The 15,651-nt window shown below is 71.4% G+C and carries 13 protein-coding genes; 3 read left to right on the top strand and 10 right to left on the bottom strand.

Annotated features, from left to right (window positions below):
• The first annotated feature begins 163 nt into the window (after positions 1–163).
• Positions 164–1,843, top strand: coding sequence for a sodium:solute symporter family protein (locus QC283_RS18435; RefSeq protein ID WP_279562645.1), 1,680 nt, complete (start codon positions 164–166; stop codon positions 1,841–1,843).
• A gap of 21 nt (positions 1,844–1,864) precedes the next feature.
• Positions 1,865–2,188: a hypothetical protein gene (locus QC283_RS18430; RefSeq protein ID WP_279562644.1), complete on the top strand. Its 324-nt coding sequence runs from the start codon at positions 1,865–1,867 to the stop codon at positions 2,186–2,188.
• An 88-nt stretch (positions 2,189–2,276) separates the two neighbouring features.
• On the opposite strand, the gene QC283_RS18425 is transcribed toward QC283_RS18430, so the two are convergent.
• From QC283_RS18425 to QC283_RS18410, 4 genes are all read right to left on the bottom strand, one after another.
• Entirely contained in the window at positions 2,277–2,951 is a 675-nt protein-coding gene (locus tag QC283_RS18425) for a helix-turn-helix transcriptional regulator (RefSeq protein ID WP_279562643.1), read from the bottom strand.
• 237 nt (positions 2,952–3,188) lie between these two features.
• Positions 3,189–5,129, bottom strand: a complete 1,941-nt coding sequence (locus QC283_RS18420; RefSeq protein ID WP_279562642.1) for an outer membrane protein assembly factor BamB family protein — start codon at positions 5,127–5,129, stop codon at positions 3,189–3,191.
• Positions 5,130–5,226: 97 nt separating this feature from the next.
• Positions 5,227–7,026, bottom strand: a complete 1,800-nt coding sequence (locus tag QC283_RS18415) for an outer membrane protein assembly factor BamB family protein (protein ID WP_279562641.1) — start codon at positions 7,024–7,026, stop codon at positions 5,227–5,229.
• A 310-nt stretch (positions 7,027–7,336) separates the two neighbouring features.
• Positions 7,337–9,151: an ABC-F family ATP-binding cassette domain-containing protein gene (locus tag QC283_RS18410; RefSeq protein WP_279562640.1), complete on the bottom strand. Its 1,815-nt coding sequence runs from the start codon at positions 9,149–9,151 to the stop codon at positions 7,337–7,339.
• A gap of 155 nt (positions 9,152–9,306) precedes the next feature.
• Between QC283_RS18410 and QC283_RS18405 the strand changes: the two genes are divergently transcribed.
• Positions 9,307–9,903, top strand: coding sequence for a Uma2 family endonuclease (locus QC283_RS18405; RefSeq protein ID WP_398125303.1), 597 nt, complete (start codon positions 9,307–9,309; stop codon positions 9,901–9,903).
• 11 nt (positions 9,904–9,914) lie between these two features.
• Here QC283_RS18405 and QC283_RS18400 read toward each other — a convergent pair whose 3' ends face one another.
• From QC283_RS18400 to rsmI, 6 genes are all read right to left on the bottom strand, one after another.
• Positions 9,915–10,811, bottom strand: a complete 897-nt coding sequence (locus QC283_RS18400) for a 4-(cytidine 5'-diphospho)-2-C-methyl-D-erythritol kinase (RefSeq protein ID WP_279562638.1) — start codon at positions 10,809–10,811, stop codon at positions 9,915–9,917.
• 7 nt (positions 10,812–10,818) lie between these two features.
• The gene (rsmA, locus tag QC283_RS18395) at positions 10,819–11,694 is read right to left on the bottom strand and encodes a 16S rRNA (adenine(1518)-N(6)/adenine(1519)-N(6))-dimethyltransferase RsmA (RefSeq protein WP_279562637.1); all 876 of its coding nucleotides are present in this window, start codon (positions 11,692–11,694) and stop codon (positions 10,819–10,821) included.
• A gap of 149 nt (positions 11,695–11,843) precedes the next feature.
• Complete coding sequence (locus QC283_RS18390) at positions 11,844–13,037, bottom strand: resuscitation-promoting factor (RefSeq protein WP_279562636.1); 1,194 nt, start codon at positions 13,035–13,037, stop codon at positions 11,844–11,846.
• A 99-nt stretch (positions 13,038–13,136) separates the two neighbouring features.
• A complete protein-coding gene (locus QC283_RS18385) occupies positions 13,137–14,060 on the bottom strand; it encodes a TatD family hydrolase (RefSeq protein ID WP_279562635.1) in 924 nt (307 codons plus the stop codon).
• 39 nt (positions 14,061–14,099) lie between these two features.
• Positions 14,100–14,519, bottom strand: coding sequence for a hypothetical protein (locus QC283_RS18380; RefSeq protein WP_279562634.1), 420 nt, complete (start codon positions 14,517–14,519; stop codon positions 14,100–14,102).
• A gap of 163 nt (positions 14,520–14,682) precedes the next feature.
• On the bottom strand, positions 14,683–15,531 hold the full coding sequence (gene rsmI / locus QC283_RS18375) for a 16S rRNA (cytidine(1402)-2'-O)-methyltransferase (RefSeq protein WP_279562633.1): 849 nt from the start codon (positions 15,529–15,531) through the stop codon (positions 14,683–14,685).
• Positions 15,532–15,651 lie beyond the last annotated feature (120 nt).

Raw genomic sequence — 15,651 nt, 5'->3', positions numbered from 1 at the left:
AACCAATCAGCAATCGAACCGACGAGCCATCCGCGACCGACCACCGATCCGTCAGCGCGCCGATCATCACAATCGAACAAAGAACATCACCAAAAGTGTTCAATTACTGAACGCGGAGGCGTAGGTTCCGCTCTGATCAGTTCGCGCAACGAAGCGAGTTCGTATGCATACCCCCACATATCTAGCCGCTGAGCTTCGACTCCCCACCAACTGGCTCGACTACTCGATCCTCGGGATCTACTTCCTCGTCGTACTCGGCATCGGTTTCGCCGCCCGGCGTTCGGTCAAGACCAGCCTGGACTTCTTCCTGTCCGGCCGCTCACTGCCCGCCTGGGTCACCGGCCTCGCCTTCGTCGCGGCCAACCTGGGCGCCACCGAGATCCTGGGCATGGCCGCCAACAGCGCCCAGTACGGCGTCTACACGACCCACTGGTACTGGATCGGCGCCATTCCGGCCATGGTCTTCCTCGGCCTGGTGATGATGCCGTTCTACTACGGCTCGAAGGTCCGCTCGGTCCCCGAGTTCCTGCTGCTGCGCTTCGACAAGGCGGCGCACCTGCTGAGTTCGGTCCTGTTCGCCGTCGCCGCCATCCTGATCGCCGGAGTGAACCTCTACGCCCTCGCGATCGTCGTCGAGGCACTGCTGGGCTGGCCCCAGTGGGTGGCCATCGTGGTCGCCGGCTTCTTCGTCCTGGCCTACATCACCCTGGGCGGACTGTCCTCGGCGATCTACAACGAGGTCCTCCAGTTCTTCGTGATCCTGGCCGGCCTCATCCCGATCACCATCCTGGGCCTGAAGAAGGTCGGCGGCTGGGACGGCCTGTCCGACTCCCTCACCCAGACCCGCGGGGCCGACTTCATGACCTCATGGGGCGGCACGGGCATCGGCAGCGACAACCCGCTGGGCGCCAACTGGCTGACCATCGTGCTCGGCCTGGGCTTCGTCCTCTCCTTCGGCTACTGGACGACGAACTTCGCGGAGGTGCAGCGCGCCCTGTCGGCGAAGAACCTCTCGGCGGCCAAGCGCACGCCGCTGATCGCCGCGTTCCCGAAGATCTTCATCGTCTTCGTGGTGATGATCCCGGGCCTGGTCGCCGCCGTACTCGTCCCGAAGATCGGCACGCCCGGCTCGGATCTCCAGTACAACGACGCGATCCCGTACCTGATGCAGCAGCTGCTGCCCAACGGCGTCCTCGGTATCGCGGTGACCGGCCTGCTGGCCGCCTTCATGGCGGGCATGGCGGCGAACATCTCCTCCTTCAACACGGTCTTCACCGCCGACATCTGGGCGAAGTACGTCGTGAAGGACCGCGAGGACGGCTACTACGTGCGGTTCGGCCGCCTGATCACCGTGATCGGCGTCCTGGCCTCGATCGGCACGGCCTTCCTGGCGTCGTCGTTCTCCAACATCATGAGCTACCTCCAGACGCTGTTCTCCTTCTTCAACGTGCCGATGTTCGTGGTCTTCATCATCGGCATGTTCTGGAAGCGCGCGTCCATGAAGTCCGGTTTCTGGGGCCTGATCGCGGGCACCACCGCGGCGATGGTGAACTACTTCGTCCTCTACGAGCAGGGCATCGTCGACATCCCCACCGACCAGGGCGCCAACTTCGTCTCCGCGATCGCGGGCTTCGTCGCCGGCGCGGTGGTCATGGTCGCCGTCACCCTGTTCACCAAGCCGAAGCCGGTCGCCGAGCTGCGGGGCCTGGTCTACGGCACCACCTCCCCCGGCATGGCCGAGGCGCCCGCCGAGGGCGACGACGCGTGGTACCGCAAGCCGGCGCTGCTGGGCTGGGGAGCGGTCGTACTGGCCGCCGCCTGCTACATCCCGTTCTCGTTCTGATCGCGGGAGGATTGAGAGAACATGTCTGATTCCTACTCCGACAAGAACGTCCAGGACGAGGTCACCGAGCTGGAGACCAAGTCCGTCACCGCCGCGCGGCTGTTCGACATCCGGCGGATCATCGGCGGGCTGTTCGTGGTCTACGGCGTCATCGTGACGATCGCGGGCCTCGTGGCGTCCGACGACGAGATCGACAAGGCGCAGGGGGTGAACATCAACCTGTGGACCGGGCTGGGCATGCTGGTGCTGGGGCTGTTCTTCCTGGCGTGGCTGAAGCTGAGGCCGACGGCTCCGCCGCCCCCGCCGGTCGAGGAGGCGCCGAAGGAGAAGGCACCGAAGGAGTGACGTCCGACGCCGGGTGCCCCGCGCTCACGGGGCACCGGCGTCGGTGCGGGCGGCTCAGCCACCCAAGGCACTCAGCCGCCCAAGGCGCTCAGCCGCCCAGGGCGCTCGCCCGGTCCAGCAGCCCCGTCCGCGCGGCCAGTGCCGCCGCCTCCAGGCGGGAGCCCACACCCAGCTTCATCAGTACGCGCTGGACGTGCGTACGCGCCGTGGACGGGGCGATCCCCATACCCGCCGCGATCAGGCGGGTGTCCTCGCCCTCGGCGACCCGGACCAGCACCTCCACCTCCCGCGGCGTGAGCATCTGCAGCAGCCGCTGCCCCTCGTCGTCCGGCTGGGCCGCCGGGTTCAGCAGCTCGCCGAACGCCCCCTGCAACAGCGACGGCGCCACCGCCGCCTCCCCGGCCCGCGCCTTCATGATCGCCCGCTCGACGCCCTCGATCCGCTCGTCGTGCCGGACATAGCCCGACGCCCCCGCCGCGAACGCCGCCGCGATCCCGCGAGGGTTCGGCACCGGCCCCAGCACCAGCACCGCCACCTGCGGACGCTCCCGCTTGATCCGCACCACCGGATCGAACATCCCCGGCTCGGCGGGTGTCGCCGTCCCCAGCAGGCACACCTCCGGCGCCCGGCTGATCACCAGCTCCGCCGCGCCGGCGGCGGGCGCCGCCGCGGCGAGCACCCGGTGCCCGCGCAGCTTCAGCGCCGAGGCCAGCGCCTCGGCGAGCAATCGGTGATCGTCGACCACCATGAGCCGTACTCCCATAGAGCAACCCCCCAGTCACCCAGTCCCCCGGCACGGTCGGCCAAGGCCCCCGGCTCCCCCGCCCGCGGCCCAGCCCCGACCCCGCCCTTCATGCCCCCGGAAGCTACACGCTAGCCCGCCGTCGCGCTGCCCTACCGGTGATAACCGCCCCGGATCGCCGAAATCCCCCGCAATACGGCCCCGCCCCTGAACAGGGACGGGGCCGCGATCGGGGCACCGGCGAAGCGACGAACGGCCTCAGCCGCCGGTACCGAACGCGATCACGAGGTACTCCTTGTCGTCCGCGCTGGTCGGCTCGCTCGCGTACACCTCCGACATGTAGAGGTGTCCCTGCGAGTAGATGAACTCGGAGTACTCGGGCGACATGCTGGTCTCCACGTCCCGCACCGCCTCGGTCGCCGGGTTCTCCAGCAGCGTGGTCTGCTCGAACGTACCGCCGTCGATGCTCACGATCTGGCCGCCCTTGTCGTACGGCGGGACCTTGTAGGCGATCACGTTGCCGCCGTCCATGCGCAGCGGGATGATCGTGTAGTCGACGCCGGCGTCGGCGCGCTGCCCGGTCTGCTTCCCGGTGGCCAGGTCGAAGGCGACGATCTCGTTGGTCCGGCTGTACGACTTGCCGCCGCTGGCCTCGTGCTCCTCCGTCGGGATGTAGAGCCGGTCCTTGCCGACCGCGAGCCCCGTGCAGTTCTCCATCTCGGTGATGCCGTCGCACTCGGCCGCGAACTGGTCGCCCGGCGCCGAGATGCGGGCGAGCAGCTTGCCGGTCTTGTTGTCGATGGAGAAGAAGTCCGAGATGCCACTGCCGTCACCGGCGGAGTCGCCGACATCGGCGGCCACGACCAGCGGGTTCGTCGACACGACGCTCGCGTACTCGATGCCCTTGGCCATCTTGTACTCCGAGATCACCTTCCCGTCCTTCGGGTCGATGGTCTGGATGTGCAGCTCCCGGGCGTCGTACGAGCCGCACCTGCGCACCGCGACCAGCTTCTCGCCGCCGCCGTAGCCCGCGTCGGAGCAGGTGTCGGTCGTCTTCGGGGACCACAGGACGTTGCCCTTGGCGATGTCCCAGGCGACGCCGCCGTCATTGCCGCCGGCGGCGACGGTGCCGCCGCTGATCGTGACGTTGTTGAAGGTCATCGGCTGGTCACCGGCGGTCTTGGTCCACAGCGTCTTGCCCGCGTCCAGGTCGATGAGCGCGACCTGGGAGCAGCCGTGCGAGGTCTTCGTCTTGGTCGGCATGGCGGGCTGGTGGACGACGACCGTCTTGTTGTCGTCGGTGACGTGCCGGGTGGCCGTGCAGACGGGGCCGGCCAGCTTGACCGACCACTTCTTGCTGCCCTTGTCGCGGTCGTAGCCGACGATCTCGGCGATGCCGCTCTTGGCGTACACCGTGTCGGTGAGCCACGAGCCGGAGACGACGACGCTGTTGTCGTCCTTGGCCACCGCGGGCGCGGGAACCTGGAAGAGCATCTTGGAGGCGGGGTCGGCGGGCACCTTCTCCTCGCCGCCGGAGGACGCGCCGCCCTCGCCGCCCTTCTGGTCCGTGCCGCCCTCGCCGCCCTTGCCGCCGGAGCTCGCGGTGTCGTCCTTGCCGTCGTTCTTGCCGTCGGAGCTCGCGTACCAGACGCCGCCGCCGATGATCAGCGCGATCGCCACGACGGCCGACACGATGATCGCCAGCTGTGCGTTGATCTTCCGTCCGCCGCCCGGACCGCCGGCCTGGGCCTGCATCGGCACGGTCACCGGCGGATAGGCGTAGCCCGGCTGGCCGGGCTGGCCCGGCATACCGGGCTGGCCCGGCATACCGGGCTGCCCCGGCTGGCCGTACGGCGGCGTCGGCTGCCCGTAGGGCCCGGGCTGCTGCGGCTGCCCGTACGGGCCGGGCTGCTGACCGGGGTAGCCGTACCCGGGCTGGGGCTGCGGCGGGGCCTGCGGGTAGCCGTAACCCGGCTGCGGACCGCCCGCCGGCGGGGTCGGCGGCCCCGCGGGCGCCTGCGGGGCCGGCGGAGGCGTTTGCGGTGTCTGCGGGTAGCCGTAGCCCGGCTCGGGGGCCTTGCCGAGGTTCGGTGTACCGCCCGAGGGCGGGGTCGGCGGCTGCGGCGGCTCGTTCCGCGGGGGGCCGAAGCCTCCCCCCTGCGGGGGCTGGTTGGGTGGCGGGGGCGGCGGCTGGGTCATGACGTGAGTACCTCTGGGAGCGGGGACGGCGGGAACGGCCGGACAGGGCGTACGAACCGAACGGAACGCACGAACCGAACGGAGCGGAAGAAGAAGGTCACTTGCCGAAGGCGAGCATCAACTTCTCCTTCGACTCGTCGTTTCCGGTCAGGCGGGTGGTGGAGATGTAGAACCGCCCGTCGACCCAGTCGATGTCCTTGGAGTAGAAGCTGTTCTCGATGTCCGCGACACCCTGCGGGTTCTGCAGCAGCTTGGCCGGTTCGTGGCTGTTGCCGCCGGTCGCGATCGACACGATCTGGCCGCCCGCGTCGTAGGACGGCCGCACATACGCGATGAGCTGGTCGCCCTCGACCTTCATCGGGATCATCGACTCGTCCGCGGGGGACTTCGCGCGCCACTTCTCCTTGCCGGTGGCGAGGTCGATCGCGACGATCTCGTTGGCGCCGCTGGTCGCCTCGGTCGGCAGGTAGAGCGTGCCCGCTGCGACGGCGACGCCCTCGCAGCCCTGGAGGTCGCGGTCGAGGATGGCCCAGCCGCACTCGGGGGCGAAGTCCTCGTCGACGCCGACCTGTTCGAGGACCGTGCCCTTGGAGGTGAAGGTGGAGATGTTCCAGACCTTCTTCTCCTCGTTGGTGGCGTAGACGACGAGCGGGTCGACGGAGTAGGCGCGCTCGACCCGCCAGCCCTTCTCGTACTTGTAGGTCCACAGGACCTTGCCGGTCTTCGGGTCGAGACCCTGCACCTCGTCGTGCTCGTTGTTGCCGCCGGCGCCGCAGGAGGCGACCTGGACGATGCTCGTCGGTCCGGTCGCGAACCCGGCGGGGAAGCAGGCGTCGCCGTACCGCTTCTTGTCGTACAGCTTCTTGCCGCTGGTGACGTCGTAGGCGGTGCCGGACTGGGAACGGCCGACCATCATGACGTTGTCGCTGACGTTCAGTTCGACGGAGAGGGCGGAGTCGAAGAGCTCTCCGTCCTCGACCTCTCCCTTCCAGCCCTTCGCGCCGGTGGCGAGGTCGATCTCCTGCATCTGGTTGCACTTGGCGCGGTCGCTGGAGCCGCTCATGTAGGCGACGACGATCTTGTCCGCGGCCGTCTTCTGCGGGGTGACCGCGCAGATCTCCTCCGGGAAGGTGATCGGGTCCCAGGCGGGCTTGCCGTCACCGACGCCGTAGGCGAAGACCTGCTTGTACGCCGCCTTCACCGCGGTGTCGCCGGTGACCCACATGCCGGGGGCGTCGGCGCCGGAACCGGGGGCGTCGGGCGCCTCCTTGTACCAGAGCACCTTGGACTCCCCGGCCTGGCGGCCCTCGTTGAGGTCCTCGGTGTCCTCACCGCCGTCGCCGCTGCCGTCACCGGGGTTGACCGGGGCGCCGCCGGAGCCGGAGGGCTTGGGGTCGTCGCTCTTGCCCGCGACGGGCTTCTCGTCCTTGTCGTCACCGCCGGTCGCGGTGACCGCCCACACGCTGCCGCCGATGACCAGCAGGGCCGCGACCGCGGCGCCGATCGCCAGGGCCGGCTTGCCCTTGAACGGGTTGCGGGAGCCGGGCGGCGGGGTGCCGGGCGCGCCCGGGAACTGCGGCTGCGGATAGCCGTACCCGGGCTGCTGGCCGTAGGGGCCGGGCTGCTGGGGCTGGGCGGCGTACGGACCGGAGTTGTACGGTCCGGGCTGCTGGCCGTACGGCCCCGGCTGTCCCGGCTGCGGCTGCCCGGGCTGTCCCGGCTGCGGCTGGCCGTACGGCCCCGGCTGCTGCGGATATCCGTACCCCGGCTGCTGCGGCGGACCGGACGGCGGACCCTGCGGGGGCGGCGGGGTCGGGGCCCCGAAGCCTCCCGGTGGTGGATCCTGCGGTGCTCCGAAGCCACCCGGCTGCGGCGGCTGGTTGGGCGGCTGGCTCATCAGCGCGTTCCCCCTTATTACTACTGTTTTTTAGCCACGACCCGAGGTACGCGCTGGCCTCGAAGTCGTCGAACGGCAGTCACTCAGACAGTTCTCGGACGGCCTTTCTATCACCCGGGCACGACAGCACACCGGGCCGCGTCCGCCCCTGTGCCCAAGGGAGGACCGGCCCGTGATGCCTCTGTTACGCGTTGGGGGGTCTGGGGGGGTTCCCCCCAGAAAGCACAGCACGCCCTCTGCACGCGGCGTGCGCCCGGTATCCGTACGGTTTCGGCCAGACTCAGCCGGACTCAGCCGTCCTTCGCCTGACTCAGGCGTCCTCCGCCAGTTCCAGCCAGCGCATTTCCAGCTCCTCGCGCTGACCGGCCAGTTCGCGCAGCTCGGCGTCGAGTTCGGCCACCTTGGCGAAGTCCGTCGCGTTCTCGGCGATCCGCGCGTGCAGCTTCGTCTCCTTCTCGGAGACCTTGTCCAACTGCCGTTCGACCTTCTGGAGCTCCTTCTTGGCGGCGCGCACGTCGGCGGCGCTCTTCTCGGGCACCTCCGCGGCCGGCTTCACCGCCGCCGCCGGGGCACTGGCCGCGGCGGCCTCCTCCATCCGCTTGCGGCGCTCCAGGTACTCGTCGATGCCGCGCGGCAGCATCCTCAGCGCGCCGTCACCGAGCAGGGCGAAGACCCGGTCGGTGGTGCGCTCGACGAAGAACCGGTCGTGGGAGATGACGATCATCGATCCGGGCCAGCCGTCGAGTACGTCCTCCAGCTGGGTCAGGGTCTCGATGTCGAGGTCGTTGGTGGGCTCGTCGAGGAAGAGGACGTTGGGCTCGTCCATGAGGAGGCGGAGCAGCTGGAGCCGCCGCCGCTCACCGCCGGACAGGTCACCGACCGGCGTCCACTGCTTCTCCTTGCCGAAGCCGAACGTCTCGCACAGCTGCCCGGCGGTCATCTCCCGGCCCTTGCCGAGGTCGACGCGCTCACGGACGCGCTGCACGGCCTCCAGCACCCGCCAGGTGGGGTCGAGTTCGGCGACCTCCTGGGACAGGTACGCGAGCTTGACGGTCCGGCCGACCTTGACGTGCCCGCCCGCGGGCTGCTGCTCCCCGTCGCTGTACGCGGCGTTCGCGAGGTCCCGCAGCAGGGAGGTCTTGCCGGCGCCGTTGACTCCGACGAGGCCGATGCGGTCGCCGGGGCCGAGCTGCCAGGTGACGTGCTTGAGCAGCACCTTGGGACCGGCCTGGACGGTCACGTCCTCCAGGTCGAACACGGTCTTGCCGAGCCGGGACGACGCGAACTTCATCAGCTCGCTGCTGTCCCGGGGCGGCGGCACGTCCGCGATCAGCTCGTTGGCGGCCTCGACGCGGAAGCGCGGCTTGGAGGTGCGGGCGGGGGCGCCGCGCCGCAGCCAGGCCAGCTCCTTGCGGACCAGGTTCTGCCGCTTGGTCTCCTCGGTGGCGGCGATGCGCTCGCGTTCGGCGCGGGCGAAGACGTAGTCGGTGTAGCCGCCCTCGTACTCGAAGACGTCGCCGCGCTGCACGTCCCACATACGGGTGCAGACCTGGTCGAGGAACCAGCGGTCGTGGGTGACGCAGACGAGCGCGGAGCGGCGCGCCCGAAGGTGCCCCGCCAGCCAGGCGATGCCCTCGACGTCGAGGTGGTTGGTGGGCTCGTCGAGGACGACGAGGTCCTGCTCGTCGATGAGCAGCTTGGCGAGCGCGATCCGGCGCCGCTCGCCGCCGGAGAGCGGCCCGATGACGGTGTCCAGGCCCTGCGGGAAGCCCGGCATGTCGAGCCCGCCGAACAGACCGGTCAGCACGTCCCTGATCTTGGCGTTGCCCGCCCACTCGTGGTCGGCCAGGTCGCCGATCACCTCGTGGCGGACGGTGGCCTCGGGATCGAGGGAGTCGTGCTGGGTGAGGACGCCGAGCCGCAGCCCGCCGGAGTGGGTGACCCGGCCGGTGTCCGGGTCCTCCAGCCTGGCGAGCATCCGGATCATGGTCGTCTTGCCGTCGCCGTTACGGCCGACGACACCGATGCGGTCCCCTTCGGAGACGCCGAGGGACACGCCGTCGAGGAGCGCACGGGTGCCGTACACCTTGGTGACGTTCTCGACATTGACCAGGTTGACGGCCATTTCTCTCCTGACTGGGGGACGATCAGCCTTCCAGCGTAGGCCCTCCGGGGGGTGGGGTGACGTGGACGGGGGTCGTCACTCTTTGTGGTGACGCATGTCGGACCGTCCGGCTACGGTGGGGAGCAGGCAGCAGGATCCCGCCCATGGGAGGAACCATGACCGCCGAGTCCGTAGAGCACCGCCGCCCGCGCTGGCCGGTGCCGCCCGTGGACGGTTACACCGTGGACGACCTGTTCACACTGCCTGATCTCCCGCCGCACACCGAGCTGATCGACGGGAGCCTGGTTTTCGTGAGTCCGCAGCGCCGTTTCCATTACCTGGTGATCAACATGCTGTTCAACGGGCTTCGAAGCTCGCTGCCCCCGGGATTCAGCGTCGAGCAGGAGATGACCGTTCTCCTCGACGACCGCAACGGCCCCGAGCCTGATGTCAGCGTGGTGCGAGCCGACGCGGTCACCGGGCTGGATCAGACCAGTTTTCAGGCCGAGGACGTCCTCCTCGCCGTCGAGGTCGTGTCCCCGGAGTCCGAGTCCCGCGACCGCACGACAAAGCCTCTGAAGTACGCGGCAGCCGGTATCCCCAACTTCTGGCGCGTCGAGAAGGGCGGCACGGACGGCAGCCCGGTCATCCACGTCCACGAACTCGACTTGAGGACCAAGACGTACGCGTACACGGGCCTGCATCGCGACCGGATCAAGGTCGACAAGCCGTATGCCATCGACATCGATCTGGGCGGAATCAGCCGGCCCTGACCCGAGCCCTCTCAGACCACCGTCGCCCCCGCCACCGCCCCCACCGCCGTACGCACGTCGCGGCAGGTGCCCGACGCCCGCAGCACCCCGGCGATGTCGGACGCCGACCTCGCGTCGGTCGCGAGGAAGGCCGTCGTCGGCCCCGAACCCGAGACCAGCGCCGCCAGCGCGCCCGCCGCACGTCCCGCCGCGAGGGTGTCGGACAGCTCGGGGAAGAGCGAGAGCGCGGCCGGCTGGAGGTCGTTGGTGACGGCGACGGCGAGCGCGGCGGGGTCGCCCTTGGCGAGGGCGTCGAGCACCGGCTGGTTGGCGACCGGCTCCGGAATGTCCAGGCCCTCCCCCAGCCGGTCGAACTCGCGGAAGACAGCCGGCGTGGACAGCCCGCGCGAGGCCAGCGCGAACACCCAGTGGAAGTCGCCGCCGACCTCCAGCGCGGTCAGCTTCTCGCCCCGCCCGGTACCGAGCGCCGCCCCGCCGACCAGGCTGAACGGCACGTCGCTGCCCAGCTCGGCGCAGATCGCGAGCAGCTCGGCGCGGGAGGCGCCGGTGCCCCACAGGGCGTCACACGCGACGAGCGCGCCCGCGCAGTCGGCGCTGCCGCCCGCCATGCCGCCGGCCACCGGGATGTCCTTGGCGATGTGCAGGTGCACGTCGGGGCTGCGGCCGTACCGCTCGGCGAGGGCGAGGGCGGCGCGGGCCGCGAGGTTGGTCCGGTCGAGGGGGACCTGGTCGGCGTCCGGGCCCTCGCAGGTGACGCGCGGGCCGTCCGGTGAGGGGGTGGCGGTGATCTCGTCGTACAGGGAGACGGCGAGGAAGACGTTGGCCAGGTCGTGGAAGCCGTCGGGGCGGGCGGCGCCGACCGCGAGCTGGACGTTGACCTTGGCGGGGACGCGGACCGTCACGCTCACTTGCTCGTCACTCCTCGTGTTCGGCGATACGCCGCTCGGCGATACGCGCGAACTCTTCCACGGTCAGTGACTCTCCGCGCGCCTGCGGCGACACACCCGCGCCGACGAGGGCGGCCTCGGCGGCCGCCGCCGATCCGGCCCACCCCGCGAGGGCGGCCCGCAGGGTCTTGCGGCGCTGGGCGAACGCGGCGTCGACGACGGCGAAGACCTCGCGCCTGGACGCGGTGGTATTCAGCGGCTCGCTGCGCCGGACGAGTGAGACGAGCCCGCTGTCGACGTTGGGCGCGGGCCAGAAGACGTTGCGGCCGATGGAGCCGGCCCGGCGGACCTCCGCGTACCAGTTGGCCTTCACGGACGGCACGCCGTACACCCGCGAGCCGGGCCCGGCGGCGAGCCGGTCGGCGACCTCCGCCTGGACCATGACGAGGGTGCGCTCGATGGTCGGGAAGGTCTCGAGCATGTGCAGGAGGACGGGCACGGCCACGTTGTACGGCAGGTTGGCGACCAGCGCGGTCGGAGCGGGGCCCGGCAGCTCGCTCACGTGCATGGCGTCGGAGTGGACCAGCGCGAAACGGCCGGCGCGCTCGGGCATCCGGGCGGCGACGGTGGCGGGGAGGGCGCCGGCGAGGACGTCGTCGATCTCGACGGCGGTGACCCGGTCGGCGGCCTCCAGCAGGGCCAGGGTGAGCGAGCCGAGACCCGGTCCCACCTCGACCACCACGTCGTCGGGGCGTACCTCGGCGGTGCGGACGATACGGCGGACCGTGTTCGCGTCGATCACGAAGTTCTGGCCGCGCTGCTTGGTGGGGCGTACGCCGAGCGCTGCCGCGAGTTCGCGGACGTCGGCGGGACCCAGGAGGGCGTCGGAGGTGGGGCTGCTCACCCCGCAAGGGTAGCCGGGGGCGGGCGGGGGACGACCGGGTCGTGCGCCGGCCCCGGCGGGACGCGACGGGACGGGGCACGGCAGAGCGGTCAGGACGCGGGGGCGGGGTTGCCGGGGCTACGGCCCGCCGACCACCGGGGCGCCGTCGGTCACCCCTCCAGCCGTGCCCCGCAGTGCGGCCAGGAGTCGGCGCCGCCGCGTACGTACTGCTTCTTCGCGCGGTACGTCTGCTCCGCCGCCGGCGCGTCCTGGGGGCGGCCCTCGCCGCCGAGGCTGTGCCAGGTGGGGGTGTCGAACTGGTACAGGCCTCCGTACGTCCCCGAGGGGTCGACGGCGTCCGGGCGTCCGCCCGACTCGCATGCGGCGAGGCCCTCCCAGTCCAGGTGGTCGGCTCCCCGCACGGACTCCGGCCGGGTACGGGTGCCGACCAGCACGACCCGCGGGAGGGGTTCGCGCACCACCTCGGTGTGCAGGCGGCGCGGCTTCTCCCGGACGCCGTTGACGGTGCGCACCGCGTACGTGATGCGTCGCAGCCCGGGCCGGCCGGCCTGCTGGACGACCTCGGTGCCCCGGTGGAGGGAGGAGTCCTCGGTCCGCCGCACGCCGAACGGGACCGGGTCCTCGCGGACCTCCCGGAAGCCGGTGATCCGCAGCACCGTCACGGTCTGCCCGTCGCGGGGGAAGGCGGTCGCCGGGACGGAGGTGGAGTCCTGGCCCCGCAGGGTGACCCCGGCCTCCTCGACGGCCTCGCGGACGGTCGCCGCGTTGGTGCGGATGGTGTGGGTCCGCCCGTCGGCCATGACCGTCACCACCCGCTCGGTCCGCACGTCCAGGGCGAGGCCCTCCCGCCCGATGCGCCGGGGGCCCTCCGTGGACAGGTACGCGCCCTCCGTCCGCACGCCGAGCTGCCTCAGCGCCCCCGCCACCGTCTCCGCGGTCGTCCACACCTGGCGCCGGCGGCCGTCGAGAGTGAGCAGGAGGGGCCGCCCGTAACGGACGGCGACCTCCTCGCCGCTGGTCAGCGGGGTGCCGGGCGCGGGCACGATCGCGTCGTGGGCGCCGACCTCGACGCCCTCCTGGGCGAGCAGCTCGGTCACGTCGTCGGCGAAGGTGTGCAGCGTGCGCGGTGTGCCGTCGACGGTCAGCTCGACCGCCTTGTCCTTGGTGACGAAGGCGGTGGTGCCGCCCGCGAGGAACGCCAGGACCAGCGCGCGCGGCAGCAGCCGGCGCAGGGAACCGTCCGCGCGCCAGGCGCACCGCTCCCGGCGCCGCCGCGCGGCCCGCCCGTCGCCCGGCGCGTACGTCTCGTACGTCTCGTACGTCTCGAACTGCGTTCTGCTCACGCCGACACGCTCCAGGGTCCGGATCGGGCCCCCAGAACCTAGCGGAGCGTTCGTCACTTCACAAAGCGGGACGACTACGCAGAGTGGCGAGTCGCTGTCTCAGTACCCGAAGGCGCGGGCCGTGTTCGCGGCCAGGGCCGTCGCCAGCGTGTCCTCGTCGACGCCCCGCACACCGGCCATGGCGCGCACCGTGACCGGCACCAGGTAGGGCGCGTTGGGCCGCCCCCGGTAGGGCACCGGCGTCAGGAAGGGCGCGTCGGTCTCCACCAGGACCAGCTCCGGCGGGGCCACGGCGAGGGCGTCGCGCAGGTTCTGGGCGTTCTTGAAGGTGACGTTGCCGGCGAACGACATGTAGTACCCGGCGCGGGCGCAGATCTCGGCCATCTCCGCGTCGCCCGAGTAGCAGTGGAAGACGGTGCGCTCGGGGGCGCCCTCCTCCTTGAGGACGCGCAGGACGTCGGTGTGGGCGTCGCGGTCGTGGATGACCAGGGCCTTGCCGTGCCGCTTGGCGATCTCGATGTGGGCGCGGAAGGACCGCTCCTGGGCCGCCTTGCCCTCGGGGCCGGTGCGGAAGTAGTCGAGGCCCGTCTCGCCGACGCCCTTGACCTGGGGAAGTGCCGCGAGCCGGTCGATCTCCGCGAGGGCGTCGTCGAGCGCCGCGTCCCCGCCGGGCTCGCGCGCCCCTTGCCGCGACCAGCCTCCCCCAGCCCCAGGGGGCTGGGAGGTGCCCCCAGGGTCGCCATGGACGATGCGCGGGGCCTCGTTCGGGTGCAGGGCGACGGTGGCGTGAACGGCGTCGTACGCCGCCGCCGTCTCGGCCGCCCAGCGGGAGCCCGCGAGGTCGCAGCCGACCTGGACGACCGTCGTCACGCCGACCGACGCGGCCTTGGCGAGGCCCTCCTCCACCGTGCCCGACTGCATGTCGAGGTGGGTGTGCGAGTCGGCGACCGGCACCCGCAGGGGTTCGGGGAGCGGAGGCGCGTCGTTCTTGTCGGACCGGCCCGGGGCGGCGTTCGAAGGCATGCCCCCGATCCTACGAAAGGTCCCGCGCCTCCCGGCGGGTCAGCCCGCCCGGCGGTGGAGGTGGAGGGCGTGCAGGAGGTCGGCGAGGTGCCAGTGCCGGCGCTCCCCCGTCGGCCCCGGAACGGCCGGCACCACCGGCACCCGCAGCGGTCCGGCCGGCGGCACCTGGTTCCGCTGCCCGGAGCCGTCGCCGCGCACCGAGGCGACCCGTCCCGGCCGCATGATCCGTACGACGTGGTTGTCGCAGTGGGCGCAGGTCGGCCGGTTCAGCGGGGACGGCACGACGTGGCCGTCCGTGACGTAGAGCACGAACTCGTGGCCGTCGCCGGCCTTGTGGTGCTCGATCTCGAAGGACTGCTCCCAGCCGTGCCCGCAGCGCATGCAGGCGAAGGAGTACGACTCGTGGACGACGGCGGTGGCACCGGCGCGCAGTCCGGTCCGCGCCGTGCTCTCACTCATGCTCATCCCGGCTCCCTCGGTCGCTGGCCGTTCCTTCTGCTCCTTCCTCCAGTGGACTCCTCCGGCGGCGGGAGCGCACCGGATCTGCCGAGTGTTTGAGCCGATTTGGGGTGCCCTTGACGCGAAGGGCCGACAGGTCAGGAACGAGTCAAACGCGGCCGGATCAGGCCCCCGCGTTCTTCGCCGCCACCACCGCGTCGAACACCTCCCGCTTGGGCACGCCCACCTGCGCGGCCACGGCGGCGATCGCCTCCTTGCGCCGCTCCCCGGCCTCCTCGCGCACCCGCACCCTGCGCACCAGTTCCTCGGCGCCGAACTCCTCGGGACCCTTGTCCGGGGCACCCTCGACGACGACGGTGATCTCACCGCGCACCCCCTCGGCGGCCCACTCGGCGAGTTCTCGCAGGGGACCGCGCCTGACCTCCTCGTAGGTCTTGGTCAGTTCGCGGCAGACGGCGGCCCGCCGGTCGGTGCCGAAGGCCTCGGCCATGGCGGCGAGGGTGTCGTCGAGGCGGTGCGGGGCCTCGAAGTAGACGAGGGTCCGGCGTTCCCCGGCGACCTCGCGCAGCCGGGAGAGCCGCTCGCCGGCCTTGCGCGGCAGGAAGCCCTCGAAGCAGAACCGGTCGACCGGCAGTCCGGACAGGGCGAGGGCGGTGAGTACGGCGGACGGGCCGGGTACGGCGGTGACCCGGACGTCCCGTTCGACGGCGGCGGCGACCAGCCGGTAGCCGGGGTCGGACACCGAGGGCATTCCGGCGTCGGTGACGAGCAGCACCCGCGCGCCGCCCGCCAGCTCCTCGACCAGCTCGGGCGTGCGGGCGGACTCGTTGCCCTCGAAGTACGACACGACGCGCCCCTTGGGCGTGACGCCGAGCGCCTGGGTGAGCCGGCGCAGCCGCCGGGTGTCCTCGGCGGCGACGACGTCCGCGCCGGCCAGTTCCTCGGCGAGTCGCGGCGGGGCGTCCCGGACGTCGCCGATGGGGGTGCCCGCGAGTACAAGGGTTCCAGTCACGCCCCCATCCTCCCAGGAGCGGACGGGCTTCCTCCAAGGCGCGGGCGGGCGTCCTCGCGGGGGTGGACGGACGGGGACGCATCCGACCGGTCCGGGGCATGCGCGGGACGTGCACAGTAC

Source organism: Streptomyces sp. DH41 (assembly GCF_029813785.1).
Taxonomy (GTDB): domain Bacteria; phylum Actinomycetota; class Actinomycetes; order Streptomycetales; family Streptomycetaceae; genus Streptomyces.
The sequence above is the reverse complement of the archived record's forward strand: the minus strand, read 5'-3'. Positions and strand labels throughout refer to the sequence as shown.

What these genes read in the sequence shown, in the direction of transcription:
- QC283_RS18435 (WP_279562645.1), top strand. Translation starts at nt 164, where the DNA reads ATGCATACCCCCACATATCTAGCCGCTGAGCTTCGACTCCCCACCAAC.
- QC283_RS18430 (WP_279562644.1), top strand. Translation starts at nt 1,865, where the DNA reads ATGTCTGATTCCTACTCCGACAAGAACGTCCAGGACGAGGTCACCGAG.
- QC283_RS18425 (WP_279562643.1), bottom strand. Translation starts at nt 2,951, where the DNA reads ATGGGAGTACGGCTCATGGTGGTCGACGATCACCGATTGCTCGCCGAG.
- QC283_RS18420 (WP_279562642.1), bottom strand. Translation starts at nt 5,129, where the DNA reads ATGACCCAGCCGCCGCCCCCGCCACCCAACCAGCCCCCGCAGGGGGGA.
- QC283_RS18415 (WP_279562641.1), bottom strand. Translation starts at nt 7,026, where the DNA reads ATGAGCCAGCCGCCCAACCAGCCGCCGCAGCCGGGTGGCTTCGGAGCA.
- QC283_RS18410 (WP_279562640.1), bottom strand. Translation starts at nt 9,151, where the DNA reads ATGGCCGTCAACCTGGTCAATGTCGAGAACGTCACCAAGGTGTACGGC.
- QC283_RS18405 (WP_398125303.1), top strand. Translation starts at nt 9,307, where the DNA reads ATGACCGCCGAGTCCGTAGAGCACCGCCGCCCGCGCTGGCCGGTGCCG.
- QC283_RS18385 (WP_279562635.1), bottom strand. Translation starts at nt 14,060, where the DNA reads ATGCCTTCGAACGCCGCCCCGGGCCGGTCCGACAAGAACGACGCGCCT.
- QC283_RS18380 (WP_279562634.1), bottom strand. Translation starts at nt 14,519, where the DNA reads ATGAGTGAGAGCACGGCGCGGACCGGACTGCGCGCCGGTGCCACCGCC.